28 protein-coding genes and 1 tRNA gene are annotated in these 25,900 nt (G+C 37.5%); 20 read left to right on the top strand and 9 right to left on the bottom strand.

Features of this window, described 5'->3' with window-relative positions; all coding sequences use genetic code 11:
- Positions 1-120: 120 nt before the first annotated feature.
- A complete protein-coding gene (locus C4F49_RS16685; RefSeq protein WP_196936971.1) occupies positions 121-681 on the top strand; it encodes a DUF4230 domain-containing protein in 561 nt (186 codons plus the stop codon).
- A gap of 36 nt (positions 682-717) precedes the next feature.
- Here the strand turns inward: C4F49_RS16685 and C4F49_RS16680 are convergent, their stop codons facing one another.
- The gene (locus C4F49_RS16680) at positions 718-1,251 is read right to left on the bottom strand and encodes a hypothetical protein (RefSeq protein WP_196936970.1); all 534 of its coding nucleotides are present in this window, start codon (positions 1,249-1,251) and stop codon (positions 718-720) included.
- A 126-nt stretch (positions 1,252-1,377) separates the two neighbouring features.
- Between C4F49_RS16680 and C4F49_RS16675 the strand changes: the two genes are divergently transcribed.
- The 3 genes from C4F49_RS16675 (at position 1,378) to C4F49_RS16665 (ending at position 3,401) form a co-directional block, all read left to right on the top strand.
- Entirely contained in the window at positions 1,378-2,682 is a 1,305-nt protein-coding gene (locus C4F49_RS16675) for a dicarboxylate/amino acid:cation symporter (RefSeq protein WP_196936969.1), read from the top strand.
- 87 nt (positions 2,683-2,769) lie between these two features.
- Entirely contained in the window at positions 2,770-3,018 is a 249-nt protein-coding gene (locus C4F49_RS16670) for a hypothetical protein (protein WP_196936968.1), read from the top strand.
- Complete coding sequence (locus C4F49_RS16665) at positions 3,000-3,401, top strand: type II toxin-antitoxin system VapC family toxin (protein ID WP_196936967.1); 402 nt, start codon at positions 3,000-3,002, stop codon at positions 3,399-3,401. Before C4F49_RS16670 ends, C4F49_RS16665 begins: the two co-directional genes overlap by 19 nt.
- A 196-nt stretch (positions 3,402-3,597) precedes the next feature.
- Here the strand turns inward: C4F49_RS16665 and C4F49_RS16660 are convergent, their stop codons facing one another.
- Complete coding sequence (locus C4F49_RS16660) at positions 3,598-4,116, bottom strand: AAA family ATPase (RefSeq protein WP_196936966.1); 519 nt, start codon at positions 4,114-4,116, stop codon at positions 3,598-3,600.
- Positions 4,117-4,665: 549 nt separating this feature from the next.
- On the opposite strand from C4F49_RS16660, the gene C4F49_RS16655 reads away from it, so the two are divergent.
- The 4 genes from C4F49_RS16655 to C4F49_RS16640 all read left to right on the top strand — a co-directional run bounded on the left by C4F49_RS16655 (position 4,666) and on the right by C4F49_RS16640 (position 9,597).
- Positions 4,666-7,197 carry a tetratricopeptide repeat protein gene (locus C4F49_RS16655; protein ID WP_196936965.1) on the top strand — a complete coding sequence of 844 codons (2,532 nt, stop codon included), beginning with the start codon at positions 4,666-4,668 and terminating at the stop codon, positions 7,195-7,197.
- Positions 7,198-7,510: 313 nt separating this feature from the next.
- Positions 7,511-7,969, top strand: coding sequence for a metallophosphoesterase family protein (locus tag C4F49_RS16650; RefSeq protein ID WP_196936964.1), 459 nt, complete (start codon positions 7,511-7,513; stop codon positions 7,967-7,969).
- 208 nt (positions 7,970-8,177) lie between these two features.
- Positions 8,178-8,693: a hypothetical protein gene (locus tag C4F49_RS16645; RefSeq protein WP_196936963.1), complete on the top strand. Its 516-nt coding sequence runs from the start codon at positions 8,178-8,180 to the stop codon at positions 8,691-8,693.
- A gap of 76 nt (positions 8,694-8,769) precedes the next feature.
- On the top strand, positions 8,770-9,597 hold the full coding sequence (locus C4F49_RS16640; RefSeq protein ID WP_196936962.1) for a hypothetical protein: 828 nt from the start codon (positions 8,770-8,772) through the stop codon (positions 9,595-9,597).
- A 160-nt stretch (positions 9,598-9,757) separates the two neighbouring features.
- Here C4F49_RS16640 and C4F49_RS16635 read toward each other — a convergent pair.
- Positions 9,758-9,831: transfer RNA gene (locus tag C4F49_RS16635), tRNA-Ile, on the bottom strand.
- Positions 9,832-9,919: 88 nt separating this feature from the next.
- Between C4F49_RS16635 and C4F49_RS16630 the strand changes: the two genes are divergently transcribed.
- From C4F49_RS16630 to C4F49_RS16620, 3 genes are all read left to right on the top strand, one after another.
- Positions 9,920-10,549: an HAD family hydrolase gene (locus C4F49_RS16630; RefSeq protein ID WP_196936961.1), complete on the top strand. Its 630-nt coding sequence runs from the start codon at positions 9,920-9,922 to the stop codon at positions 10,547-10,549.
- Positions 10,550-10,667: 118 nt separating this feature from the next.
- On the top strand, positions 10,668-10,859 hold the full coding sequence (gene rpsU / locus C4F49_RS16625) for a 30S ribosomal protein S21 (protein WP_196936960.1): 192 nt from the start codon (positions 10,668-10,670) through the stop codon (positions 10,857-10,859).
- Between the two features lie 98 nt (positions 10,860-10,957).
- Positions 10,958-11,461: a hypothetical protein gene (locus C4F49_RS16620; RefSeq protein ID WP_196936959.1), complete on the top strand. Its 504-nt coding sequence runs from the start codon at positions 10,958-10,960 to the stop codon at positions 11,459-11,461.
- Between the two features lie 38 nt (positions 11,462-11,499).
- On the opposite strand, the gene C4F49_RS16615 is transcribed toward C4F49_RS16620, so the two are convergent.
- The 4 genes from C4F49_RS16615 to C4F49_RS16600 are packed head-to-tail and all read right to left on the bottom strand — an operon-like array spanning position 11,500 to position 14,925.
- On the bottom strand, positions 11,500-12,309 hold the full coding sequence (locus C4F49_RS16615) for a phosphate ABC transporter ATP-binding protein (protein ID WP_196936958.1): 810 nt from the start codon (positions 12,307-12,309) through the stop codon (positions 11,500-11,502).
- Positions 12,264-13,118, bottom strand: coding sequence for a PstA family ABC transporter permease (locus tag C4F49_RS16610; protein ID WP_196936957.1), 855 nt, complete (start codon positions 13,116-13,118; stop codon positions 12,264-12,266). Before C4F49_RS16610 ends, C4F49_RS16615 begins: the two co-directional genes overlap by 46 nt.
- Positions 13,118-14,005: a phosphate ABC transporter permease subunit PstC gene (gene pstC / locus C4F49_RS16605; RefSeq protein WP_231388348.1), complete on the bottom strand. Its 888-nt coding sequence runs from the start codon at positions 14,003-14,005 to the stop codon at positions 13,118-13,120. The genes C4F49_RS16610 and pstC overlap by 1 nt, the downstream gene beginning before the upstream one ends.
- Complete coding sequence (locus C4F49_RS16600) at positions 14,005-14,925, bottom strand: PstS family phosphate ABC transporter substrate-binding protein (protein WP_231388347.1); 921 nt, start codon at positions 14,923-14,925, stop codon at positions 14,005-14,007. Before C4F49_RS16600 ends, pstC begins: the two co-directional genes overlap by 1 nt.
- A gap of 208 nt (positions 14,926-15,133) precedes the next feature.
- Between C4F49_RS16600 and C4F49_RS16595 the strand changes: the two genes are divergently transcribed.
- The 6 genes from C4F49_RS16595 to C4F49_RS16570 all read left to right on the top strand — a co-directional run bounded on the left by C4F49_RS16595 (position 15,134) and on the right by C4F49_RS16570 (position 21,505).
- Positions 15,134-17,239 (top strand): HEPN domain-containing protein, encoded by a 2,106-nt coding sequence (locus tag C4F49_RS16595; RefSeq protein ID WP_196936955.1) that lies wholly within the window; start codon positions 15,134-15,136, stop codon positions 17,237-17,239.
- A 9-nt stretch (positions 17,240-17,248) separates the two neighbouring features.
- On the top strand, positions 17,249-18,013 hold the full coding sequence (gene cobA, locus C4F49_RS16590) for a uroporphyrinogen-III C-methyltransferase (protein ID WP_196936954.1): 765 nt from the start codon (positions 17,249-17,251) through the stop codon (positions 18,011-18,013).
- On the top strand, positions 18,013-18,606 hold the full coding sequence (locus tag C4F49_RS16585) for a precorrin-2 dehydrogenase/sirohydrochlorin ferrochelatase family protein (RefSeq protein ID WP_196936953.1): 594 nt from the start codon (positions 18,013-18,015) through the stop codon (positions 18,604-18,606). Before cobA ends, C4F49_RS16585 begins: the two co-directional genes overlap by 1 nt.
- Positions 18,590-19,291, top strand: coding sequence for a phosphoadenylyl-sulfate reductase (locus tag C4F49_RS16580; RefSeq protein ID WP_196936952.1), 702 nt, complete (start codon positions 18,590-18,592; stop codon positions 19,289-19,291). The genes C4F49_RS16585 and C4F49_RS16580 overlap by 17 nt, the downstream gene beginning before the upstream one ends.
- A 9-nt stretch (positions 19,292-19,300) precedes the next feature.
- Entirely contained in the window at positions 19,301-20,191 is an 891-nt protein-coding gene (gene cysD, locus C4F49_RS16575; protein WP_196936951.1) for a sulfate adenylyltransferase subunit CysD, read from the top strand.
- A gap of 69 nt (positions 20,192-20,260) precedes the next feature.
- Positions 20,261-21,505, top strand: coding sequence for a sulfate adenylyltransferase subunit 1 (locus tag C4F49_RS16570; RefSeq protein ID WP_196936950.1), 1,245 nt, complete (start codon positions 20,261-20,263; stop codon positions 21,503-21,505).
- 869 nt (positions 21,506-22,374) lie between these two features.
- On the opposite strand, the gene C4F49_RS16565 is transcribed toward C4F49_RS16570, so the two are convergent.
- The gene (locus C4F49_RS16565) at positions 22,375-22,941 is read right to left on the bottom strand and encodes an ImmA/IrrE family metallo-endopeptidase (RefSeq protein WP_196936949.1); all 567 of its coding nucleotides are present in this window, start codon (positions 22,939-22,941) and stop codon (positions 22,375-22,377) included.
- Positions 22,942-22,948: 7 nt separating this feature from the next.
- Positions 22,949-23,287: a helix-turn-helix domain-containing protein gene (locus C4F49_RS16560; protein ID WP_196936948.1), complete on the bottom strand. Its 339-nt coding sequence runs from the start codon at positions 23,285-23,287 to the stop codon at positions 22,949-22,951.
- Positions 23,288-23,443: 156 nt separating this feature from the next.
- Here C4F49_RS16560 and C4F49_RS16555 point away from each other — a divergent pair, with 156 nt between their 5' ends.
- From C4F49_RS16555 to C4F49_RS16545, 3 genes are read left to right on the top strand one after another with little or no spacing between them, the layout of a single operon-like run.
- Positions 23,444-24,067 (top strand): Cap15 family cyclic dinucleotide receptor domain-containing protein, encoded by a 624-nt coding sequence (locus C4F49_RS16555; RefSeq protein WP_196936947.1) that lies wholly within the window; start codon positions 23,444-23,446, stop codon positions 24,065-24,067.
- 9 nt (positions 24,068-24,076) lie between these two features.
- Positions 24,077-25,075, top strand: a complete 999-nt coding sequence (locus C4F49_RS16550) for a cyclic GMP-AMP synthase DncV-like nucleotidyltransferase (RefSeq protein ID WP_196936946.1) — start codon at positions 24,077-24,079, stop codon at positions 25,073-25,075.
- Positions 25,075-25,752, top strand: a complete 678-nt coding sequence (locus C4F49_RS16545; protein WP_196936945.1) for a hypothetical protein — start codon at positions 25,075-25,077, stop codon at positions 25,750-25,752. Before C4F49_RS16550 ends, C4F49_RS16545 begins: the two co-directional genes overlap by 1 nt.
- Positions 25,753-25,900: the final 148 nt, after the last annotated feature.

Raw genomic sequence — 25,900 nt, 5'->3', positions numbered from 1 at the left:
TCTAGTTCCCGAAGATATTTAAATCGTATTTGATCGATTGGCTGTAACAAAATTATTGAAATTAGGGTAAATGGATTAATAATTGATTTACAAAGAAGTACAAGTACATAATTTAACGATATGAAAATAGTTTTACGTATTCTCCCTTGGTTAATTATTCTGGTCGCAGGATATTTTTTCCTTGCTCAGAAGTTCAGCATCAATACGTCAGTCGAAAGCAAACATCAATTGATGGTCGAAAAGATTGAAGCGATTGGAAAATTAGAATTGGTGCGTTATCAAATCAGCGATGTCATTGAACACATCAACAAAACGGATTACTTGCCAGAAGCCAGTGTGCTTTTGATTGTCAAAGCAGAAGCGGTCGGTTGTATTGATTTGGCAAAATTTACCTCAACAGATCTAAAAATCGAAGAGGATACCGTGATTTTAAATCTCCCTCAGCCAGAAATTTGTTATGTGAAGATAGATCACAAGAACTCAAAAGTATACGATACAAAAATGGCATTTTTCCGCGAAGCGGATTTAGTGGATGAAGCCTACAAAGCCGCAGAACGTGAAGTTACTGCCGAAGTAAAGAAATCTGATATCCTGAATCAGACTAAAGCAAATGCTTCTAATGTGTTAAAACCGATAATTGAAGGTTTGGGATTTACAAATGTGCGCATCACATTTGATTAACAAATTATTTATAGGGGTTTAATTCTTATTAAATCCCTATTCTCCATACAATTCTTTGTAACGTTTCGGATTGCTAAATCGCCAATATTCTTCAAAGAATTGATCATTATCCGTTTCTTTATCTAATTTGCCATCGAATAAGTCAATAAACTCATCTCGGTAGCTTTCGTCTCCCAACATGTCTTCTCCATCCATATTCTCAATAAAGATCGAAGAATAATAATCATCCTCGGTTTCCATCCCATAGGTATAGACTGTGAACTTTTCATCGCTATGCTCAAATAACTTCACGAACGTCCAAGTAAACAAGGGGTATTTTTTCTGCACTAAATCCGCCTGATCCCATTTCCCGAATTTCTCGTACATCAAGCCGGTGGTTGCCATAGCACCATAAATTTCGAAAAACTTTACTTCCGTTAAATCCGAGCTTTGAAAAGTCCGCCCAAAATCGCTATCCCGATCCACTTGGTAGGCACGTGAATCCTGCGCATAAGCAACAGATGTATCAGGCTGAAAAAATGTACAAAGAACGAACAGAAGAATAAGTTTAGAATTATGAATAGACAGCATGTGGTTTTGTTTCAAATTTATTTTTTTCGTTACCAAAGATACTCATTTTCCGAATCAAGCTTAAATCATGAACAAGAATTTGCCATCTAATTCCAAAAAGTTATATTTAGAACATAAACCGTATTTATGCAAATCCATGTAGACACAAAACCTCAGCAGGCAAAGAAGTTTTATCAGATTTTATATGTTCAGGTTATTTTCGCGATTATCGTCGGTATAGCTCTTGGTTATTTTTATCCGAATATCGGAGAAATGATGAAACCTTTGGGCGATGGATTTATTCATTTGGTCAAAATGATTATTGCTCCGGTTATTTTCCTGACAGTCTCGCTGGGAATCGCTGGCATGAGCGATCTCAAGAAAGTAGGTAGGGTAGCAGGGAAATCGTTTATTTATTTTCTTACTTTTTCCACCTTAGCGCTGATTATCGGGATGGTTGTCAGCAATGTGGTACAGCCGGGTGCTGGGTTGAATATTGATCCGGCAAGCCTAGATCAAAACCAAGTTGCTAAATATGTTTCGGATGCCGAGAATTCCTCTTTGCTCAATTTCTTTATGAATATTATCCCGAAAACATTGGTGAGTCCACTGACCGGTGATAATATCCTGCAAGTGTTATTTGCCGCCATTCTGTTTGGTATAGGTTTGGCTTTGACTTCCGATAACAGCAAACCCGTGATTGACTTTTTTCAGGCATTGACATTTCCTGTATTTAAGATTGTTGAATTATTAATGAAACTTGCGCCGATCGGTGCATTTGGTGCAATGGCATTTACCATTGGAAAATACGGGATTGAATCCATTGCGAATCTCGCCTTGCTTGTAATCACATTCTACGGCACATCAATTTTATTTGTTATTGTGGTTCTGGGAGCGGTTGCACGGTATAACGGCTTTAGCATTTTTAAGTTATTAGCTTATATCAAAGATGAATTGCTATTGGTTTTAGGCACCAGTTCTTCCGAAGCGGCTTTGCCTTCCTTAATGCAGAAAATGGAAAAGGCAGGCTGTGAGAAAAGCGTTGTTGGCTTGGTTATTCCGACAGGCTATTCCTTTAACCTCGATGGCACGAATATCTATATGACGATGGCCGCTTTGTTTATTGCGCAAGCTTGCAATATTGATTTGAGCATTCAGCAACAAGTCGTTTTGCTCTTGGTCGCCATGCTAAGTTCGAAAGGAGCGGCAGGCGTATCGGGTGCCGGATTTATTACGCTGGCAGCAACCTTAGCTGTCGTGCCCGAAGTTCCGATCGCAGGAATGACCTTGATCTTAGGCATCGACCGCTTTATGTCCGAATGCAGAGCCCTAACGAATTTAGTCGGTAATGCTGTCGCAACGATTGTTGTCGCGAATTGGGAAGGACAGCTAGATAAACAACAGCTTGAAGAAACTTTAAATCCCAAAGGAATTGAGATTGGGAATGTGTAGTTGGTATGTAGAATGCTTTTTATTCACTGATTATAAGCTTTTTGAATTTACAAAAATTTAATATATTTGATAAGCAATTAAATTGTTATGCACAAAGCAGTTATAAAATTCAAAAATAAAAAGACTTTAAAAGTGTTGAGTGCTTTGAGTGATTACTTGGGTTTTACCATTTTAGATTCTAAAGAAATGGAAGATGCTGAAGTTTACCATATCGAAGGAGTACCAATTCAAAAGGGAGATCCGAAAGTCGATATAGAGGAATTAAACAATATTTTCACAGAAGAAAATATGGATGCTAAGTCAATAAGAGAATCAGCATGGAAACGGAGAAAATAATCTGCGACACCGATGTAATTATTGAGCTATTCGATGGAAATAAGAAGTTTCATTCTCAAACTGAAGTTAAGATAAACCAGATTGGGATTGAAAACATTCTAATCTCTGGAGTTAGCAAAATGGAATTAATTAAGGGCACCCATAACAAAGAGCATTTTCAAAAAATTCAGAAAAAATTAAAGCGGTTAGATACGATTTTATTAAGCCCCCAAATAACACTTCGCGCAATCGAATTATTAACTACTTATCATCTTTCGCACGGACTAACAATCCCCGATGCAATGATTGCTGCTACATCATTAGAAACGAATCTAAAACTATTTACTTACAATTTGCGAGATTTTAAGTTTATAGAGGGCTTAAATCTCTACAACTTTAATTAGTCTGTATTCCTTTAATCTGATGTCAAGAACGCTGGAAAGTCATTAACTTATAGCCATTTTTTTCAGCCGATTTCAAAGACATAACATTAAGCTTCCCTTAAGTTACAGGTGGGAATAATTAAGATGAACTACTTGAGAAAAAAAAATAATAAAAGCTTTGGGGATTAAGTAAATAGAATAGATAGTTGCCAGCAATTCAAACAACTTTTTTAATTCGTTTCAATACCTGATCAATTCTATTTTTGATTGTTCCATTTACTTGAATGAATTCGATATCAAAATCGCAAATCCATTCTTCTAAAATATCATTTACCTGCTTTCTTAAAATGGGGTAAGCAGATGCTGGGCAACCGATTAAATCTGGAGATTCTATCGGAATAAAAATCAGGAATTCGATTTGTTTCAATGCATTTTCGACTTGATTATACAGGAATTGAATGTTTTTTGTCTTGTCCAAAGCATGGATATAAGCCAGCAGATCGAGAGGACATCGATCAAAAATTATATTTTGATTGTCTGTGTGGCATTGTTCAATAGCATAGTCCAATTGCAAAAGGAAATCAGTTATAGTTGGACTTTCAGAAAACAAGATCCCAGATTCTTCCAATTGGTAATAAGGCTCAGGCTGTATTTGGTATTCCGGCAAAATCTCCACGAGACTTTCTGCTAAGCTTGTCTTTCCAACTCTGTGGGTTGCTGTGATGGCTATTTTCATTGGTTAATTCAACTAAAAATTTAATCTAAATTTAGGGGTAATTCCTTTATAAACTGAAATCCTTTCTCTATCAACATTTGATAATACTACTATTCTTCTTTTTGACATCAGGAAAAGGACGAAATTGTTGTTTTCTGAGCCTAAATTCCGCTTTGTCCAAATTTTGTACGTCATATAAGCGATCTCCTAAAAGAGATTTTCACGATTTTCTTTTATATCCCGATAGACTTGTTACTGATTTGGATTTTAGACCGAACCACTGATCCTAAGCTTAATTTCTTTAAATTTATTAAATTAAGAATTTTCAAAAAACAGCCTTTCTGATATACCAACCTAGTATAACGATTAGATGAAAACAAACCTGTTTTAAGATTGTAGCATAATTTATACATAAGGATTACTGAATTGGCTCTCAATTTGCCTAACAATTTACCCAATACTGATTGGAATTTTTTAGCTTTGAACAGCATTTGCTGGGGAGAAAATAATGTTTTTATTATTTTCCAACCACAATGTATAGTTGGAAAAGGTCAGAAATAGGAAGGAACAATGATGTTAAAAAGAATGATGGTTTGTAATTATGTGAAACCTGTATCTACGGTGATTTTTTCACTTTTTCTGGTAATCGCACAGGCTCAGGAAGATGAAAAACAGGAGGAAAAGAAGCAACAAGTTAATAAGCAATGGAATGGAACGCAATCAGGAGTGATGGATTCCGTGAATGTTGTGATAGAATATCGTCCGGTACTGGCCGATGCCGTAAAGGTCCGCCGAAGCCCGGAGATGAAAATCGACCGAAAAACACTGGAAATCGAGCTGCGTCACATCGCTGCCAGCATGTATTTTTCAAGGAATACATATAAAGAGCCTTTCCATAGTCCATTGCCGGAAAGATACCCTAACGCTTTGCGCAGCAATATCGACAACAATAGAATTGCTGTTTTGGCCTTTCGCGCGGGTGAATACGAAAGAGCGGCTTCGATCTTTCAACAAGTGAAGGGTTCGGATGCCTTTTATCAAAGTTCGAATATTGGTTTGGGTTACATTGCCCTAAAGAACGGGGATAAGCAAGCTGCGCGAACTGCATTTTATAATGCATCCAAAATGAATTTCGATCAAGAAGTTAAAGCGGATGGGTTGTATAATTATGCAAAAATCTTATTTGAATTGGACTCGGTCGAAAGTGCTTTGAAGCCACTTGAAGAGTACTTGGCATTTAAAAATGCAGCTACTAATCCCGATGATAAGAAATCTGAAACGACAGAAACACGAATGGTTGAGGTCTTATCGGGGACCAGCAATTTTCAAGCAGCAGTATACTTGTTGGAATCATTCCCCAACAGGGAGCGTAAAGAAGATGTTTTTTACCAAAAGATAACGTATTACCGCGGATTGGAGTTTTATAACGAACGCGCTTTCGAAAACAGCATATCCATGTTTATGCGATCTGAAAAATTCCCGTTTGATACCGAAATGGCAGTGTTGGCCACGTATTGGAAAGCGGAAGCTATGTATGAGGTGCGCAAGTACGCTGAGGCGGTGGACAACTTTTCCAAGTTCCTTCAGTCGCCGGCCGCACGAAACACCAGTGTATACAATTATGCGAACTACGCCTTAGCCTATGCTGCATTCCGCAGCAACAAATATAGCGTGGCAGCCGAGTATTTCGAACGCTTTTTGGTATCTGAAGAAAGTGCGTTGGATGAAAATATACGTTTCGATGTGATCGCTCGTTTAGGCGATTCGCATTTGTCTTTGCGAAATTATAGTCGAGCAAACGACTATTATGACCAGCTGATTAAAAGCAAAGCCCCCAATCAGGATTACGCATTGTTCCAGCACGGTATTATTCAGGGCTTACAGGGAAACCATGAAGCTAAACTTAAGACGTTGACGGCTGTTGTTAAGCAATTTCCGAAGTCGAACTATGCGGACGATGTAGCGTTTGAGATCCCGTATCTATATTTCACTACAGGGGATTACGATGCCGCCATTAAGGGACTACAACAAATGATCGAAAAATACCCTCGCAGCAGCTATGTGCCGAGGGCGCTTATGACGATCGGGCTTGTTCAGTACAATAAAAATGATAACGAAGCTGCGCTGGCTACCTTCCAGAAAGTGGTGAGCGAATATGCCACAACCAATGAAGCGTCGCAAGCACTAAGCTCCATTGAAAATATCTACCTAGATCAAGGTGACGCAACGAGTTATATTCAGTACGCCACTAGCACCAACATCACCGACCTGAGTCCTGCAGAGCAGGATAACTTGGCTTTTCAGGCAGGGCGCACCTTATTTTCCAGAGGGCAATACGGTCCAGCAGTCGAGGCAATCAACGCGTATTTTGATAAATTTCCGAAAGCCAGACAGGAAAAATATGCTCGCTTTATCCGAGGAGTGAGCTTATACCATACGGGGCATCCAGAGGAAGCACTTCACGACCTGAACATTATCCTGAACGATTGGACAAGCCAGTATACGGAGAAAACCCTGTTAACGGTTGCAACCTTATACCTGGACTTGAAGAAATACAACGAAGCCATTGTGCATCTCAAAAAGATAGAAATCAATGCGGATTATAAAGATAACTATGGCTACGCAGTAACTAACCTGATGATCTGCTATTTCGAAATTGGTGACTTTGAACAGATGGAGAACTATGTGAAATTGATTAGGAATTACGATAAGGCATCTGACGATGCAATTGCAGCAGCGTACTTGTACAGCGCTAAAGCCCTACAAAAGAAAGGAAATTCGGCAAGCGCGATAAAGGATTTGAACTTGGCGGCGTTAAAAAGCAATTCGGAATACAGCGCCGAGGCAAGGTACCTTGTGGGGACATTGCAATATGAAAACAAGGAGTACGACAAAGCGCAGAAGTCGGCCTTTGATGTGATCGAAAATATGGACTCACATGATTATTGGGTGGCAAAGAGCTTTATCCTTCTTTCAGACACCTATGCGCGCAAAGGAGATGCGCTTCAAGCAAAGAAGACCTTGGAAAGTGTTATTGAAAATTATGCAGAAGATGATGATATTATACCTTCAGCAAAAGAACGTTTGAAGAAATTGAAATAATAGTAACGAAGGTTTAATCTTATTAGATTTGAAATAGGTATACTGTTTGGATTGAAAGCTGAATTAACTATTGTCTAAACTGCATGTCAATATATTTGGACATGCAAATTGTAGCTATTTCAAATACTGACTGTAAGCATCGAAACTTAAAATTCCTCATGGAGATGTTCTTATTCACACTGGTGATGTTACTCGAGGTGGTACAAAAGAACAGTTTATTGATTTTTTGGAATTGTTTGCGGAACAAACGCATACACACAAAATATTTGTTGCATGAAATCATGATTTCTTCTTTGAACAGGCTGATTCTGATATGATATCTAGCGTAATCCCTGATGGAATTGTTTACTTGAATGATTCTAGTATTGATATAAATGGTGTCAAATTTTGGGGTTCACCCATTACACCGTTGTTCAACAATTGGGCATTTAACCGTAATCGGGGTAGTGAAATTAAGAAACATTGGGACTTGATTCCAAATGATACAGATGTGTTGATTACACATGGCCCTCCTTTTGGCCTTTTGGACGAAACCGTTTACGGAAAGCGAACTGGATGTGAGGAATTACTTTTACGAGTCTTTCAAGTGAAACACCAATACCATATTTTTGGTCATATACACGAGGATTACGGTAGTTTTACGAAGGGAGAAACCTCTTTTGTCAATATTAGCGTATTGGATGACTGGTATGAGATGAAGAATAAGCCAGTAATTTTAGATTTTCGATCCGCTATTTTTTTAAACATATCTATATCAGATTTTTACACATAATATTATCAATATACAGATTGATTCGATTTCAACCAATTTTAATTGCAGGCATTTTCATCCTTTAGCGTTTTTAAATATTACTAACCAGATAATTCGATTTATTTTCACGAACTTTCATTATCTTTAAACCACAATAAACCGCTTTAACTCACTTAAATAAATAATTTTACGGAATTAGAGTTTTAAACAAATTAGATAAAACATTATTGTGCACGATTACCATGAATTAATTTACAACAGCATAGATTTTACAATAAATGCTCTAAATAATGAGAGGGATAACTTATTACGACCTCTAGAGGAAAATGCGACAACTAGTTCTGTAAGGACCCTACAAATGATAAATTTGCAAAAAGCCATTATTGCAACTGGTATGTTTTCACTTTTCGATGCAGAATTACAAAGGCGACTAAATTGTACCGATGGTTTTAAAGAAGTATTAAAACTATTAGAATATAACGGTAATGCAAATCTTACTTCACGTTTTAGTTATTTTAAGCTAGCAATAAATGTACTTAAACACGGTAGGGGAAAAAGCTATGAAAAATTATTAGCAGAATGTGAGAATTTACCTTTTACAATCAAAAGTGATGAAAATAGCTTTTTTGATGAAGGAGATATCGATGAAGTAATACTTTTGATTAGAGTAGATGAAAAATTTTTAAGAAACTGTGCAGAATTAATTAACGATGTGTCAAAAGTGATTGAAACAATACACAAGTAGCTTAGCAAAGTGAAAGCAAATAATTTTTTAAAAACTCTGACAACATAGAAATTTAAAAGTTATAAAACTTAAGACCATGACTTCTATATCTACTGACCTAAATCCAAGAAAAAGACTTGAGGATAAAAATAATTTTCAAAGATTTATATTAATTAATCGCGATGGGACTTCTGTCGAACGTATTATACTTTCCGTGCCAGATATCCAGCTTAGAGAAGAGATTATTTCAAATCATTTTTTAAGCAGATATGTACATTGGTTTGTGAAGGAGGATATTGGAGCAAATTTGATCGGTAGAGATAACCCTTGGGACTTTGAATGGGAACTAAGTAATTCTGAAAATTTAAATATTGAAATTACTTCAATAGCTGAAAACGAAGAGCAATTTAGAAAGCGAAAATATGAAGAAAGGTTAGCCACCAACTTGTATAAGGAAGAAATTACTTTACATGAATTAGAAAAAATTACATTTAATTTCCCGAATGAAATCTTAAATGAAAAGATAGCTTTTTATAAATCAGTAGGAACGAAAAGTGATGATTTTGTTGCAAACCCTTATTTTAATAGAAAGGGATTGATTTTCACTAGTAGAATAGATGAAAAAGTAAATGAACTAGATAACATCATCAAACAAGCTGTTCAAAAAAAAATTAACAAAAAACATTCAAACAAGGAAAATGTAACGTTAATTATAGACAACAGAACAGTGACATACGAATTGAATGATTTATTACGTGCTTTTGAAAAATTGGATGACTACATAGCCGAAACACCATTTAAGGAAATATGGTTTTATACAGGATATTATTCTAATAACGATGGTAGTAATGCAGAATATAGTTTCTCTCCATTGAAAATATCGGATGAGAAACTTGAATTACTCAAAACAATCGTGAATTTGTAGTCTTGGTTTTGGTAACTCACAATCGATTTCTGATACAGATGAAAAACTAATCCTGATAACTTTTGATATTGAAAGTAGATTTCATTGTTACAATCCAGCCCCCTTATAGTGCGTTAAAAAAACAAACCCCTGCAAGTTCAAAACTTACAGGGGTTTTTAGTGCGCCCACCTGGGCTCGAACCAGGGACCAAAAGATTATGAGTCTTCTACTCTAACCGACTGAGCTATAGGCGCGGTTATTTTATTTTGTCAAAAAGCAATTGGATATTCCCTTTTGACGATGCAATTATCGATATTTACGGCGAGAAAACAAAATTTTTAGATGCAAAAGATTAAAAATATTATCCTCGATTATGGCAATGTAATCTTTATGATTGACTTTCCTACGGTGCGCCAATCCTTTATCGCGCTAGGAATCACAAATGTAGATGATTTTTTTGCGCATCATGGACAAGATTCTTTATTTGATGCTTTCGATCGTGGCGAAATAAGCATTGCTGCATTCCGGCAGGGGGTGAGGGACAAGGCTCATCGGCAAGACCTTAGCGATGAGCAAATCGATCAGGCTTGGAACTCCTTATTGATCGGCGTGCCCGAAGGAAAGCATGAATTGTTGCTTCAGTTAAAGGAAAAGTACCGCCTGTTTTTATTAAGCAACAACAACGCCTTGCATTATGAATTTTGCATGAAGCATATTCAAGATACGTACGGCGTTCCCGACAATTCTGTGTTTTTTGAGAAAGCCTATTATTCTCACCTGATGGGAAAACGGAAACCCGATCCGGCCATTTTTCAGCAAGTAATTGACGAACAGCATATAGTACCAGAAGAAACTTTATTTATCGATGACTCGCCTCAGCATTTGGCAAGTGCCGAAGCAATGGGATTTCAAACGGCTTTATGTACAGAAACAGAAGATTTAGCTGCGATTATAAAGAAACTTGAATTATAACTAACGTTCTTTGAATTCTGACTTCATATTTTTGAATTTTTACTTTTGAATTTTGAATTAATACCGTACCTTTGTCACTCACAATTTAAAGGGCTACGAAAGGAGGTATATAGCAAGCATGATTATCGTTAATGTAAAAGAAGGAGAATCGTTGGATAGAGCGTTAAAACGCTTCAAGAAGAAATACGAAAAAACTGGTGTTTTGAGAGAACTTCGTTCACGTCAAGCTTACGAGAAAAAATCTGTTACTCGTCGTATCCAGGTTAAGAAAGCAATCTACAAACAAGGATTAAACCAAGAGACTGTTTAATTTCCACGTTTAAACTATATAAAACCATTCCTTTCCGGAATGGTTTTTTTTATGGATTCCAATTCCTATCTGCATCTTGATTTTATAAAACGTAAATCATGAAAAGCCTATTGCTTGTTTTCTTCTCCTTCTATTTTTTGGCTTGCCAGAATAATCAATCGGAGATTGCATCCAACAAGACATCCTTAGTCAATCCATATACATCGATAACGGGTATTCCAGAATTGCTCCGTGTAAATCCTTATCCCTTTTACAGCGATCCTTTTGTGTGTACAGATTACGGATCAGCTACGCTTATTTCGCTCTTGCGGAATGGAGAATCTGCTCAGATCTCCTTGGTTTATACTGGTTCATTTGTGAATAACCTATATTCATTTTCTGTATTGAAAGAAGCTGATGGCTATTATCGCATCGATGAAAATGGGAAGCAAAAGTTAATCCAACAACAAGTTCAGTTTTTGAAGAGTTGCGAATGGTATTTAGGAAATGGATCTCGATATACAGGACATTCCGTAAACCGGGAAGAATTGGTATTCCGTCAGGGAAATAAAATTAATCGATACCTTATCGCATCGTCGTCTTACAAACCCATCGATTTATGATCAGTTATTTGGACCTTAGATGGAATTGATTGGTTTGATTATGCGATAAAACCTTTGACGTACTGCTGTGTCAGCTCATGCTGTGGATTCAATAGAATATCTTCCGACTTTCCAAATTCAACAATTTCGCCATTATACACAAACACAATGTAATCCGACACGCGTCTTGCTTGACGAAGAATATGCGTAACCAGCACAATGGTGTATCGATCTTTTAGTTCCACCAACAAATTCTCGATAGTCTGTGTGGAGATAGGATCCAAAGCCGACGTTGATTCGTCACCTAAGATAATCTCGGGCTCCACGGCCAAACCTCTGGCCAAACATAGGCGCTGTTGCTGTCCGATAGACAATTGCGTCGCAGACGCATGCAAACGGTCTTTCACTTCGTCCCACAAGCCGACATTTCGCAATTGCAATTCTACAATGCTGTTCAAGACTTTTTTATTGCGAGTTCCATGAATCCTTGGGCCATAAGCCACATTATCAAAAATAGACATCGGCAAAGGAAAAGGTTTTTGCGACAGCAAGCCCATCTGCTTGCGGATATGGGTTACTTCAGCATCTTTACCATAAATATCTTCGCCATTCACCAAAACCGAACCATTGACTTCCACACCTTTGGCATCATCGACCAATCGGTTTAATGTTTTCAGCAAAGTCGTTTTTCCACAGCCCGATGGCCCGATAATCGATGTGATTGAATTATTCGGAATATCAAGATTAATATTTTTCAAAATATGCCTTCCATCGATCGTCACATTTAGATTCTCAATGCGTATATGCGGAATGCTCGGCATAACTATATTTTGTGTTTTCTTTGTTTCGATGCTAGATAATGTGTGCATATCACGATAATTAAAATGATCAATGTTAAAATTAAAGCAGAAGCATAGGCTCTTCCCTGAACTTCAGGGATGGGGCTGCTTAGCTGAAAAAAGATGGCCAAAGGCAATGTTGCAGCCGGCTCATCTAAGTATTTGGGGATGTTATCGCTGAAACCTGCGGTTAATAATACGCCCGCCACATCTCCAATCGCGCGGCCGAAAGCCAATAATAAAGCCGTGAAAATTCCTGGTTTGATATGAAGCAATAAGATTTTAGCCACTTCCCATTTTGTGGCACCTAAGGATTGCGTTACATGTTTTAAATCAACTGGAATCGTTTTCAGTAATTCATCGATTGTGCGGACAACGATTGGAATCGTCAATAAAGTGACCGTAATAATTCCGCCTAATAACGACGCCCGAATCCCCATCCAAATCATAATGCTAAAGGCAATGGCGCCATAAACAATCGACGGAACGCCAAACAGAACGTCGAACAGCAGTTTAGAAGAGCGTGCTAGAAACGAACCGGATTTGACATAGATGTTTAAATAAATCGCAACTGGCAAACCAATCAATGCAGCCAAAAAAGTCGAGGCCAAGCCCAGGTACAAAGAACCAATAATCGCATTTAAAATACCGCCTTCTTTACCGATGTAAAATCCGCCTTGCGGAACTTGACTGATCATTTCCCAAGTCAGGTAAGGAAATCCTTTAAATAAAATCGTTCCGACGATAAAGAACAAGGAACCTGTAATCAGAATGCCTGATAACTGCATCATGATTTTAGCAATTTTCTCCCTGCGTAAACGTGTTTTTATCGATGCCATTATGCTTTCTCCTCCAATCTGTTTAAAATAACGCGTGACAAAAAGTTGAATCCAAAAATAATAACGAACAGGAGCAAGGCCGCGAACATCAATGCTGAATCATACAATGGAATAGACATCATTTCTCCGAAGTTATTGGCAATTAATGCGGGCAATGGATATCCGGCATCGAACAAACCTTTTGGAATCTGAGGAATATTGCCACAGACCATCAATACCGCTATCGTCTCGCCGAATGCTCTGGATATCGCAAGCACAACCGCTGCGAATATTCCTGGCTTAGCTTTGACGAAAACTACTTTTTTTATGGTTTCCCATTTTGTCGCTCCTAATGAAAGCGAAGCCGCTTTTAGTTCTTCTGGGATGGTTTTCAAAACCTCGACCATAATGCTGATCATGATTGGAAAAATCATGACCGCCAATACAATGCCACCTGCAAAAACAGAATAGCCCGAACTCGTAATGCCAAATGCTGGGCCGATGTAATCGCTTAAAATCGGCACAACGAATAAGATTCCCCAAACGCCGAATAAGACAGGCGGAATTGCCGCTAATACATTGACCAGCGGAAGCACAAAATTTTTCAATCGATCTGAAGCGTATTCTGCCAAATAGGCTGATGCCAATAAGCATAATGGAACGGCAATAATCAATGCAATAAACGTTACCCAGATCGTTCCCATAATAAAAGGAAGAAATCCAAAATTTCCTTTCAAAGGCGACCACACACTTTGTGTCAAAATATTGATTATTGATTCACTTTGAAGAAGCGGAAGGGATTTGTATCCCAAACCAACAAAAATCAATAGCACAACCGAAAGGCTTACCGCCAAGAAAACCGCTGCACTTTTTTTAAATAGAAAATCTTTAAGTAAACGCCAACTCATTATTTCGATAATTTCTCTAATTCCTTGTTTTTTATTTCCTCATTCAATGGCACATAACCATTTGGCAATAGAATAGCCTGTTGCTGTTTCTCCAAGACAAAAGCAATAAAAGCTTTCACCAATGGACTTGAATTATCTTTCTGGATCACAAAAAGCAAATCTCGCGATGGGGGCGAAGGATACACTTTTTTGGAAACGGCATTGACCAATGAATCCAAATGATCGTAAAAGTTTTCTTCAGCGTCAATTTTCCCATTTTCATTAATATCCAAAGGCACAACTGTAATGTTTGCGCTTGTTTTTTTATTGACGATATCATAGACGTAATTGATGTTGTTAAATCCAATCGCCAGCTTGTTGTCTTTGATGGACTGGGCCAAACCTGGATCACCAAAAATTCCGATCCCTTTTAAATCTTCCTGGCTTTGACCAAGGTATTTCGCCCAAGTTTCAGCTGCGCCAGCAGCATCGGAACGAACGAAAACCTCTACAGGCTGCTTTATAAACCGGCTGTCTAGGTCGTTCCAGTTTTTATATTTTTGATTAATAAACAAATCGATAAACTCTTGACGCTTTAATCCTCGTTCTTTGATTAATTGAATATTTGGATGTTCGCTATTGATGGTGGCGATTACGGCATCCTTTGCCACAACGATTGGAAATGCACCTCGCTCGGTTTCCTGAACATGCAAATCCCGCGACACTAAACCTATGTCCACCATGTTGGTCAACACATCCGCTATGCCTTTTCCTGCGCCACCTGCTGAAATATTAAAGCGCACTTTTGGGTTTAATTTTTTGAAATCTTCACTCCACAAAATGACCAAAGGGTAGAGGGCAAAAGCTCCAGAAACGGAAATACTACCCGCATATCCTTCCTTCTCATCGTAACTTTCCTTTACCTTAGGAGCGCATCCCAAATTAAAGAGAAGATATAAACTACAGATTAGTATTGTTTTACGTTTCGCGATGACCAATTTTACCGTTGAATTAAAATTTATAGCACAAATATATAGTAATATTATAGACTTTATATAGTTAGTTCATATTTTTTTATAAATTTGTAAAGTCATACTAGTTCTATAGATATTGAGCTATTTGTTTTTGGAAAGGTAATAAATTGAGATAATGCAAAGTTTTCGTACAGAATTAGAAAATCCTCTTGTTGAACAAGAAATAATTGAATTAGAGCAAAAGATTCGTGCTTTTCAGCAAGGTACTATTCCTGATGAAAAATTCAGGTCCCTGCGTTTGGCTAGGGGAGTGTATGGCCAGCGTCAGCCCGGCGTACAGATGGTACGCATAAAATTGCCTTTTGGAAAAGTAACGTTCAAACAATTATTGAAAATTGCGGATATTTCAGATGAATACGCAAGCAAAAACCTGCATTTAACGACTCGTCAAGATATACAAATCCATTACGTCAGTTTAGATAAAACCCCAGAATTGTGGGCGAAACTAGCGGAAGATGATATTACTTTGCGCGAAGCTTGCGGAAACACAGTTCGAAACATTACCGCTTCGCCGACTGCTGGAATTGATCCGGAAGAACCATTCGATGTTGCACCTTATGCGCAAGCTTTATTTGCGTATTTATTGCGTAACCCAGTGTGCGCAGAGATGGGACGTAAATTTAAAATGTCCTTTTCATCCAGCGATAAAGATACTGCGATGAGCTACATCCATGATTTGGGATTTATCCCTAAAGTCAAAATCGAAAATGGGGTAGAGCGCCGAGGGTTCAAAGTGATGATTGGCGGTGGATTAGGAGCGCAACCATTTGTGGCTACGCCAATCAATGATTTCCTTCCTGAAGAAGAATTATTGCCGTTTACAGAAACAACTTTGCGCGTATTCGACCGTCATGGCGAGCGCAACAATAGAAATAAAGCGAGATTCAAATACCTGATTCAAAAAATCGGTTTAGAAGAAGTTCTGAACTTAATCGAACAGGAAAAAATTGCTAATAAAACGAAATTACATTTTGTTGATCGCGACTTGATTGTTCAGCCCGAACCTCCATTAGCGATTGTACATCCTTCAGCTGAACCGATTGATGGATTAGCTTATGTTTTATGGAGAAATACCAATGTATTTTCTCAAAAACAAGAAGGATTTTACGGTGTATTTGTAAAAGTATTGACTGGAGATTTATCGACGGAAAAAGCAAGGTTATTAATTGATGCAATTAAAGACCATGTTGCAGATGAATTGCGCATTACACAAAATCAAGGTTTGTTGTTAAAATATGTGCGTGAAGATTCGTTGGTTCATATTTTTAATGCCTTGACAGCTTTGGGTCTAGCTTCTCCAGGTTTCGAAAGCACATCGGATGTGACAACCTGCCCTGGAACAGACACCTGTAACTTGGGGATTTCCAACAGTACCGAAATGGCTCGTGTAATTGAAACATACATTCATGAGTTTCATGAGGAATTTATTTACGAACAGAACCTGAAAATCAAGATTTCGGGATGCATGAATTCTTGCGGACAGCACGGTTTGGCACATATAGGTTTTCATGGAAGTTCGGTAAAAGCGAATGGGAAGGTATTGCCTGCGGCGCAAGTGATGTTAGCCGGTGGCACTTTAGGAAATGGCTACGGACGTGTGGCGGAACGCATTATTAAAGTACCTACAAAACGTGTTCTTCAGGTTATTGATGTTTTGTTGCGCGATTATAAAGTCAATCGGTTAGCAGATGAAACATTTCATGCGTATTATGACCGTCAGACTAAAGATTATTTCTATCAGAAATTAAAGCCTTTGGCAGATTTAACGACCTTGACAGATGATGAGTTTGTCGATTGGGGACATCAGGAAACTTTTGCTACCGCAATCGGTGTGGGCGAATGTGCTGGCGTGGTCATCGATTTAGTAGCAACCTTATTGTTAGAAGCTGAAGAGAAATTGGATTGGGCAGATTTGGCCTTCGAAAAAGGACAATATGCCGATGCGATTTATCATGCTTACAGCTCATTCGTTTGGGGCGCTAAAGCTTTGTTATTGGACAAAGGCATCAATGTAAGCACACAAAGTGCCGTTATTCAAGAATTTGACGCACAATTTGTAACAACACAGACTTTTGAATTTCCGACAAGTTTTTCAGATCGTGTATTGCAGATCAATAAATATGAGCCTGAAGAGGAGTTTGCCAAAAGCTATATCACACAGTCAAAAGCTTTTTATTACGAAGCATTGAATAGAAGGGAAGAAATTAGATTATCAAATTAAGTGATGACAATGAAAACAACAGCACATGTAACATTGGTTGGTGCGGGTCCTGGCGATCCGGATCTAATTACGTTGAAAGGCCTTAAAGCCATTCAATCGGCCGATGTTATTTTATATGACGCATTAGTCAACGAAGAATTATTGGAGCAAGCAAAAAAATCTTGTACTAAAATTTATGTCGGCAAACGTGCCGAAGCGCTATCGACTTCACAAGACCAAATCAATAAATTATTAGTGGATTATGCCTTGACGCATGGTCATGTTGTTCGGTTGAAAGGTGGCGATCCATTTGTTTTTGGTCGCGGGGGCGAAGAATTGGATTTCGTTAGACAATACGGGATTTCTACCTCGAGCATTCCAGGAATTTCATCGTCTACAGGATTGACTGGATTACAGCAAATTCCATTGACTTATCGTGGAATCAGCGAGAGTTTTTGGGTAATTACAGGCTCGACTTCATCGGGCGAACTATCATCTGATTTGCAAAAAGCCGTTCAAACCAATGCAACGGTGGTTGTATTAATGGGTTACGCCAAACTTTCTCAAATCGTTTCTTTGTATAAAGAAAATGGCAAAGAAGATTTGCCGATTGCGGTCATTCAAAATGGCTCGTTGCCAAACGAACGCATTGCATTGGGCACTGTTGCAAGTATTTTAGAAGAAGTCGAGAAAAAACGCCTTTCGATGCCAGCGATTATTGTCTTGGGCGAAGTGGTGAAGAAACATCAACATTTCAACTTGTTGAAAGACGAAATCAAATCATTTTCGATTTAATGAACGAATTGTTTCCTATATATGTCAAATTAGATCAGATCCAAACCTTGTTGGTTGGAGCTGGAGCTGTTGGTTTGGAAAAATTGGAGGCAATGATTAAGAATTCGCCGAAGGCAAAAATTAAGGTAGTTGCAGAACATAGTATTCCAGCTTTTGATGATTTTATAAAAAAACATTCGCATATTGAGTTTATAAAGCGGACATTTAAATCAAAAGATATTTATGGAATCGATTTAATCATTCTGGCAAGCAACAATGATTTTTTAAATCAACAAATCCGAAGATTGGCGAGCGAACAGCATATTTTATTGAACGTAGCGGATACGCCTGCACTATGCGACTTTTATTTAGGGTCAGTCGTACAAAAAGGGAATTTGAAAATTGGAATTTCGACCAATGGAAAATCACCGACCATTGCGAAGCGATTAAAAGAATTGCTGAATGAGGTTTTGCCAGAGGAATTGGACGATACATTGGAATTAATGCAAGAATTACGGAACTCGCTTAAAGGCGATTTTCAACATAAAGTAAAAGTGCTCAATGAGCATACAAAAGAATTATTAAGTCATTCAGGATATGATCGAGCAGATTAGACAAGACGTCGAGGGATTGGATGCTTTAGCAATTTTGCAATACGTCGAAAATAAATTCGCGAATAAGGCTGTGTTTTCTACATCGTTTGGTATAGAGGATCAGGTCATTACGGATTTGCTCTCTCGCGTAAATACGCATGCTGATATTTTCACGCTGGAAACCGGACGTTTATTTCCAGAGACCTATTATGTTTGGAATCGTACGTTGGATAAATACAAATTGCCGATCAAGACATATTATCCGAATACCCAGTCTGTCGAAAAATTGGTGACAACAAAAGGGCCTTCGAGTTTTTATGAATCTGTAGAGAACCGAAAAGAATGTTGTTATATCCGAAAAATTGAGCCGTTAAAACGTGCGATTCAAGGATACAGCGTTTGGATTACGGGAATCAGAGCGGATCAATCCGAAAATCGCGAAGATATGCATCAGGTAGAATGGGATGAAGTGAATCAGTTGATAAAAATCCATCCGTTGTTTTACTGGACCTATCAGGATGTCGTTGATTTTATCAAAGAAAATTTTATTCCTTATAATCCGTTGCATGATAAAGGTTTTCCGAGTATCGGTTGCCAGCCTTGTACAAGAGCGGTTCAGGAGGGCGATGATTTTCGCGCCGGCCGTTGGTGGTGGGAAGATAAGAGCAAAAAAGAGTGTGGATTACATAGTGTTACAAAAAATTAAGAAGCGTAGATGGATTATTTAGATCATTTAGAAGCAGAAGCAATTTATATTTTAAGGGAAGTAGCGGGGCAGTTTGAAAATCCAGCCTTGTTGTTTTCGGGAGGAAAAGATTCGATAACCTTAGTTCATTTAGCAAAAAAAGCATTTCGTCCAGGGAAATTTCCTTTCCCATTGGTTCATATCGATACTGGGCATAATTTTCCGGAAACAATTGCCTACCGCGATCAGTTAGTGGAAGAATTAGGCGAAAAATTGATTGTCGGTCTAGTTCAAGACAGCATCGATCAAGGAAAAGTTGTGGAGCAAAAAGGTAAAAATGCTAGCCGTAACGCCTTGCAGACGGTCACTTTATTGGAAACCATCGAAAAATATGGTTTTGATGCCTGCATTGGCGGAGCCAGAAGAGATGAAGAAAAAGCTAGGGCAAAAGAGCGCATTTTTTCTGTCCGTGATGATTTCGGACAATGGGATCCGAAAAGACAGCGCCCTGAATTGTGGAACATTTTAAATGGACGCATTCACAAAGGTGAAAATGTACGTGTTTTCCCAATTTCAAATTGGACAGAATTGGATGTATGGAATTACATAAAAAGAGAGAAAATAGCGTTGCCAAGCATTTACTTCAGCCACGAACGCGAAGTGGTTTTGCGAAATGGACAATGGATGGCTTCGACACCATTTTTAAGCATTGACCAAGAAGATAAATTAGCGTTTAAATCAGTGCGTTTCAGAACAGTAGGAGATATGACCTGTACTGCTTCTGTAGATTCGGAAGCTACTGAACTGGATGATATTATCGAAGAAATCCGAGTATCAACGGTCAGTGAGCGCGGTGCGCGATTGGATGATAAGGTTTCTGAAGCGGCGATGGAAGACCGTAAAAAGCAGGGGTATTTTTAGCTGTAGGCGGTAAGCAATAGGCTGTAAGCTTTGGGTAAATTAATTAAGTAGGCTACAAAATTTATATACATGAATCTATTAAAATTCATAACAGCGGGATCAGTGGATGACGGGAAAAGTACACTAATCGGTCGTTTATTATACGATACAAATTCGATTTTGGATGATCAATTGGAAGCTATTCAGAAAGCAAACCGCAAAAATAATGATGGCACTGTCGATCTAGCCATTCTGACGGATGGACTGAAAGCAGAGCGGGAGCAAGGCATAACGATTGACGTAGCTTATAAATATTTTCAAACGGATAAGCGCAAGTTTATTATCGCGGATGCTCCTGGACATATTCAGTATACAAGAAATATGGTCACTGGCGCATCAAATTCAGATTTGATCATTATTTTGATTGATGCACGCAAGGGCGTTATCGAACAAACCAAAAGGCATTCTTTTTTGGCGAAACTGCTTTCAATGAATAAAGTATTGGTTTGCGTCAATAAGATGGATATGGTTGATTATCAAGAAAATGCTTATTTGGCTATTCAAGCGGACTATTTGAAGTTAGCTGGCAAATTAGGGTTAACTGATGTAGACTTTATTCCAGTTTCCGCCTTACGTGGCGATAATATTGTTAATCCGTCAAAACACATGGATTGGTACACGGGAGATTCTCTGCTGGATTATCTAGAGAATATTTCATTAGATGATAAAAAGTCACAGCCTTGGCGCTTTCCTGTACAATGGGTTGTCCGTCCGCAAACGGATGATTTACCCGACTATAGAGGATATGCGGGACGCGTAATCGGTGACGGATTGCAGATAGGGGAAGAGGTACTGGTTTTGCCAAGCGGTGTAAAGACTACAATAAAAGCAATCGAACTGAATCAAGACAGTCTATTACAGGCTGAAAATGGACAATCTGTAATTATTCATTTGAGCGATCAAGTCGATATTTCAAGAGGCGATTTATTGGTGAGCGCAAATTCACCAGCGAAAACATCACGAGAGATCGATGCGCACATTTGCTGGTTCGATCAAAAGCCATTGGATACAAATCAAGCTTATTTACTGCAAAATCACAGCAAGGTTTCCAAGATCAAGATTCAGAACATACATTTTAAATACGATATTCATTCGCAAGAACATATTATTGATGATTCAATTAACCTGAATGATATTGGCAAAATCACATTGAAATCAGCTGAAGAAATTGTTTTTGATTCCGATAGCGATTTCCCTGAAAATGCGCAAGCCATTGTGATTGATCCGCGCACAAACATCACTGTTGGTGCAGTTTGGCTGGAACAGGAAGTTTAATTTTTTTAATACATATAATCGGAGAAGCTTGCAATATTTGCAGGCTTTTTTAATTTATAGTTTTATAGTCCAAGATTCTGTGTAATATTATAGCATAAAATCAAAATTATTTAACTGTAGATTATATGATTATGTTTTTCATTGAGCTTTTGAAAGCTCTGGTCGCATTTATCTTAGAGCTTATCGCTAAGCTATGGCCGTTTTAATCAAATCTGATTGCTCTATATTTATTCGATTTTAGATGCTTGAAATAGGACAGAATTGAACAACCGAAAGATTCTATTTAACATAATATAAATTATAAGACAATTTAGTTTTTTTCCACCGCACAAAAAAGAAAATTTTTATTTCGTGGTATTCGATGGCATACAAAAAATGCTTATGTGCCTTATCAGGCTTTTATTTCGCATTTTTCTATGCTGGCGCTCACGGATTTGTTTATTTGTTTTTTTTACCCTGATGCAAAAGAACCAAAAAATCATTTAACATAATATTTTCGAACCAATATTTCTCCTCCAATCTTAGGATCGTATTTTTTGGAATAGTAAATAATTCATCTGGTGTACGCCACACAATGGACGGTATCAGGTAAAATATTGGTTCTCGTTCGTCCATAAACAGCTGTTTCAATTGGAGATATTGACTTCACGAAAGTTCCGAAAGAATTGAAAAATATTCAATTCCTAAGGCTAAGAAGATATTTCACCAGTGAAGACTTGGCTCCCTTAATACATATATTGAAAAAATAGCAATTTGATTAGCGAAACTATATTGTAATTGATTCTTTAATCATTATAGGGGGTTGCTGCCCATTCAACAGCACAACATATATTGCAGGTTATTATTATCTTCTGGACTATTTGCTGCTATTACGCATATCGCCGTCTATTTATTCCAGTGACATTCAAACGGTAAGTTACCATTTCTTGACTTGCATTAAAATGTTGTGAGATTTCTTCGTGGGTCATATTTCTTTTATTAGCCCAAAGTAAACCAGGAGTAGCTAATTGCAGTGTTGCCCCCAAGTACTTTGCTTCTTCCTCTTGTAACTCATTAAACTCTCTCATGCCGAATGGGATATCAAAAGCATATTCTACTTGATTATGTTGATGATCACAGATGATATGAGCAAGCTCATGCATTATATTACTTTGTTGCCTCATTTCAGAATGAAATTCATTATGAATAATTATCCTGTTATTTGATTTTGTAGTCATAGTGAGGGCACTCCATTCACAATTATTCGATAACAGCTTTAAATCTTCGGGAGAATTAAGAAATTCAGTAGCATTATATACAGGAATATTCAGATGGCTTGCAAGCTTAAAGGCACATAAAGGAGCGCAGGGATGAATACTTAATTCTTCTCTGTATTGCTTAGCCATACGTTCGGCATTAGCTTTAAAACCTCGTTTGAAAATACTCTTTTTCGCCAAGTAAAAATCATTTAGAATTATAAGCCATATCTATCATTTTAATCAGCATATTGACAGTATCTTTACTTAGCTCTCTATCAGCTCTAAGATGTGCTACGACTTTGTCTTTAGTACTAACTTCCTTTTTAGTATCCTTTTTATCGTTAATAAAAGTATCTGTTGGAACATCCAGCCATTTACAAATTCGGATAAAGGTATCTACATCCGGGAGTTTGCCCTGCTCAATTCTTGAAAGTGTTGCAGCACTCACCTCGCCTATTTCTTCCGCAACCGCTCTCAAGCCTCTTTTATCCCTTTTGTTTTTTAGCATACTTCCTAATAACTCTGTATTAAGTGTTGATTGCATGTTGAAAAGTTTTATTAATTAAACACTGTTTCACTTGTGAAACGTTTAAAATTTTTTCGTATCTTTGGTGCAACATTAATAGACATTGTTTCTTTCATGCAACAAATATAATATTAATGTTTGAAATACAGTATTTAAAACTCAAAAAATGACTAAATGGAAAAATTTAACTTAAGATATTTAAAGCCAAGTGCATTTATATTTATGTGTGCTATACTAGCTTTAGCATTATTTTCCGCTAATAAATACATACAATACCATTGGGGCGTTTCAATATCCGTATTTGCTGTCATCGGTAGCATTTTCGGTATTGTAAACAGTTATTTATGGAACAAAAAGCCTTTTTGTTGGATGTACTCGGTTCCTGATTTTTCAGGTCGTTATGAAGGCACTCTCCTCTATGAATACAGAAATGAAGAATGTGAAGTAGTTACAGATAAAATGCAACACATTAAAGTAATACATCAAAATGGTTCCGACATTGTAATAAATTCATGGACAAGACTTTCGGATGGTCAACTATCCTCAAAATCCACCAGTATCGAAGCCAGTATATTCAAAGAAAAAGACGGCACTTTCTCAATTATTTATAACTACCTGAATGAAGGAAATTATGAGTTGGACTTTTGCCCTCATTATGGCACAGAAGTTTTGAAGCTGATTGAGAACGGTGAAGGAAAACATCTTGTTGGCAAATATTATACGGAGCGGATGCCTTTTCAAACGAAAGGAAAAATTGATTTAAAATATATAAACAAAGATTTGTGTCACGAAAAATAAATTAAGATTATGGCAAATTGTAATACCCATTTTAAAAGTTATAATGAAGAGATCAGGTTGACTGATTCAAGAAGAAAAAAGTTAAAAGCTTCTCGTAAAGAGTTAAGGAATAAAGTCAGAAATTGGTTTAAGGATAATAAACCCAACGAACCTAAACCTAAATTTAGCGGACAAGGTTCGATGGCAATGGATACAATCATTAATCCTATTCCCAGAAAAATAGTAGAAAATAATGAAGAAAAAACAGTTCTTTATTATGATGTTGATGATGGAATCTATTTCGAAGGTGATAAGGAAGCTAATGAAAGGCCAACACCTGCTACTTATCATCAGTGGGTGTATGAAGCGGTAAAAGGACACACAGATAAAGACCCTATCGATAAAAATACGTGTATAAGAACACTTTTTGCGGATGGTCATAATATAGATCAACCCATTTATTACAAAGCGGGAGACATACCAGAGTTAGCCCATAAAAAACACGGTTGGACAGATAGTGATCCTAGAGCTTTTACTGAATGGTTTAACGCAAAAACAGAAGCAAATCCACAATTGAGAAGGCTGGCACGTTATGGTAAAGGATGGATTGATAAAAGGGAATTCGATAATGAAAATAAGTCAATGCCAACTGGTATGATAATGACGATTTTAATTGCTGAGAATGCAGTGTACAGAAATGACAGAGATGATATCGCTTTAAAAGAAACGCTAGTGAATATTCAAGCTGCTTTAATAAGCAACTTTGCTTGCTATCGTCCGACAACTCCAAAAGGTGAAAACTTATTAAAGGATTATGCTCACAAAGACTATTTTATGAGTTGTCTCGCATCATTCATTGATGATGCTAAAAAAGCTTTACAAGAAAAGAATATCCGCAAGGCGACTGATTCATGGAGAAAACATCTAAGTAATAGGTTTCCTTTGGGAGAAGATAAGGAAGAAACGACCAATTCTTCTGTTGGCTTAGGGGCAATAATCCCTGTGACTACAAGACCTTATGCTGAATAATGAAGAATATACAGTTTGAAAATGATATTTTGGTGATTCCAGACACATTCAATAAGCTAAAAATTATTGAGTCAGATGGCGAAAAGTTTCTAAAGGGTGAGGTTGATATAATAGATAATGAAGGTAAAGTTTGGGACGTCTACCAGGTTGAGATACGTTCTAGTGAAGAATATCCTTTTCGATTTCCCAAACTTTTTGAAAAAGGAGATGCTTTTCCAAAGATTGTAGATTGGCATGTGTATGAGTTTGATGATAAATCTTGTTGTGTTGATGTTACTCCTAATGAGATTTTAATATGTAAAAAAGGGCTGAATGTATTGGAATACATTCAGCGTTTTGCAATTCCATATTTAGCCAATCAAACCTATAGGAAGCGAGAAGGATATTATTTGTACGGTGAATACTCGCATGGCATTATGGGACGAGTTGAGTTTTATCAAAGTAAATTAAAGGCGCAGAATCTTTTACAATTAATTCAGATGATAGCATTAATCCTAAAAGGATACAATCCTTACAGAACTTCAATATGTCCATTTTGCCATAAATCCAAATTTAGAAGATGCCATAAAAATGTTTTCGTTGAGTTACAGGATGTATCTTGGATATTATCTCAGGATATTGAAGTGCTCCATCAATTGTATTCTCGTTTTCCAGATTTCAAGCTTCCAAATATATAATGAGACAAGGCACATTAAGAATAATCAGGGCATGCCCCCTGCTCTGCTGTTACACAAATCCTACACGGCAGAGGTCGGGCTATCCGCTATATCTTTTGTTCGTACCTCGCAAAAGGATGACGCTACTATCCCTCACGCACTCAAAATA

Source organism: Sphingobacterium hungaricum (assembly GCF_015210005.1).
Lineage (GTDB): Bacteria > Bacteroidota > Bacteroidia > Sphingobacteriales > Sphingobacteriaceae > Sphingobacterium > Sphingobacterium hungaricum.
This window is presented reverse-complemented; position numbering and strand designations above follow the sequence as displayed.

Excerpts from the sequence above, each read along its gene's own strand:
- C4F49_RS16550 (WP_196936946.1), top strand. The coding sequence starts at position 24,077 with ATGGCAAATTGTAATACCCATTTTAAAAGTTATAATGAAGAGATCAGG.
- C4F49_RS16555 (WP_196936947.1), top strand. The coding sequence starts at position 23,444 with ATGGAAAAATTTAACTTAAGATATTTAAAGCCAAGTGCATTTATATTT.
- cysD (WP_196936951.1), top strand. The coding sequence starts at position 19,301 with ATGGATTATTTAGATCATTTAGAAGCAGAAGCAATTTATATTTTAAGG.
- C4F49_RS16655 (WP_196936965.1), top strand. The coding sequence starts at position 4,666 with ATGATGTTAAAAAGAATGATGGTTTGTAATTATGTGAAACCTGTATCT.
- C4F49_RS16660 (WP_196936966.1), bottom strand. The coding sequence starts at position 4,116 with ATGAAAATAGCCATCACAGCAACCCACAGAGTTGGAAAGACAAGCTTA.
- C4F49_RS16560 (WP_196936948.1), bottom strand. The coding sequence starts at position 23,287 with ATGCAATCAACACTTAATACAGAGTTATTAGGAAGTATGCTAAAAAAC.
- rpsU (WP_196936960.1), top strand. The coding sequence starts at position 10,668 with ATGATTATCGTTAATGTAAAAGAAGGAGAATCGTTGGATAGAGCGTTA.
- C4F49_RS16665 (WP_196936967.1), top strand. The coding sequence starts at position 3,000 with ATGGAAACGGAGAAAATAATCTGCGACACCGATGTAATTATTGAGCTA.
- C4F49_RS16615 (WP_196936958.1), bottom strand. The coding sequence starts at position 12,309 with ATGCACACATTATCTAGCATCGAAACAAAGAAAACACAAAATATAGTT.
- cobA (WP_196936954.1), top strand. The coding sequence starts at position 17,249 with ATGAAAACAACAGCACATGTAACATTGGTTGGTGCGGGTCCTGGCGAT.
- C4F49_RS16595 (WP_196936955.1), top strand. The coding sequence starts at position 15,134 with ATGCAAAGTTTTCGTACAGAATTAGAAAATCCTCTTGTTGAACAAGAA.
- C4F49_RS16620 (WP_196936959.1), top strand. The coding sequence starts at position 10,958 with ATGAAAAGCCTATTGCTTGTTTTCTTCTCCTTCTATTTTTTGGCTTGC.
- C4F49_RS16585 (WP_196936953.1), top strand. The coding sequence starts at position 18,013 with ATGAACGAATTGTTTCCTATATATGTCAAATTAGATCAGATCCAAACC.
- C4F49_RS16680 (WP_196936970.1), bottom strand. The coding sequence starts at position 1,251 with ATGCTGTCTATTCATAATTCTAAACTTATTCTTCTGTTCGTTCTTTGT.
- C4F49_RS16610 (WP_196936957.1), bottom strand. The coding sequence starts at position 13,118 with ATGGCATCGATAAAAACACGTTTACGCAGGGAGAAAATTGCTAAAATC.
- C4F49_RS16580 (WP_196936952.1), top strand. The coding sequence starts at position 18,590 with ATGATCGAGCAGATTAGACAAGACGTCGAGGGATTGGATGCTTTAGCA.
- C4F49_RS16570 (WP_196936950.1), top strand. The coding sequence starts at position 20,261 with ATGAATCTATTAAAATTCATAACAGCGGGATCAGTGGATGACGGGAAA.
- C4F49_RS16650 (WP_196936964.1), top strand. The coding sequence starts at position 7,511 with ATGATATCTAGCGTAATCCCTGATGGAATTGTTTACTTGAATGATTCT.
- pstC (WP_231388348.1), bottom strand. The coding sequence starts at position 14,005 with ATGAGTTGGCGTTTACTTAAAGATTTTCTATTTAAAAAAAGTGCAGCG.
- C4F49_RS16630 (WP_196936961.1), top strand. The coding sequence starts at position 9,920 with ATGCAAAAGATTAAAAATATTATCCTCGATTATGGCAATGTAATCTTT.
- C4F49_RS16685 (WP_196936971.1), top strand. The coding sequence starts at position 121 with ATGAAAATAGTTTTACGTATTCTCCCTTGGTTAATTATTCTGGTCGCA.
- C4F49_RS16670 (WP_196936968.1), top strand. The coding sequence starts at position 2,770 with ATGCACAAAGCAGTTATAAAATTCAAAAATAAAAAGACTTTAAAAGTG.
- C4F49_RS16640 (WP_196936962.1), top strand. The coding sequence starts at position 8,770 with ATGACTTCTATATCTACTGACCTAAATCCAAGAAAAAGACTTGAGGAT.
- C4F49_RS16675 (WP_196936969.1), top strand. The coding sequence starts at position 1,378 with ATGCAAATCCATGTAGACACAAAACCTCAGCAGGCAAAGAAGTTTTAT.
- C4F49_RS16545 (WP_196936945.1), top strand. The coding sequence starts at position 25,075 with ATGAAGAATATACAGTTTGAAAATGATATTTTGGTGATTCCAGACACA.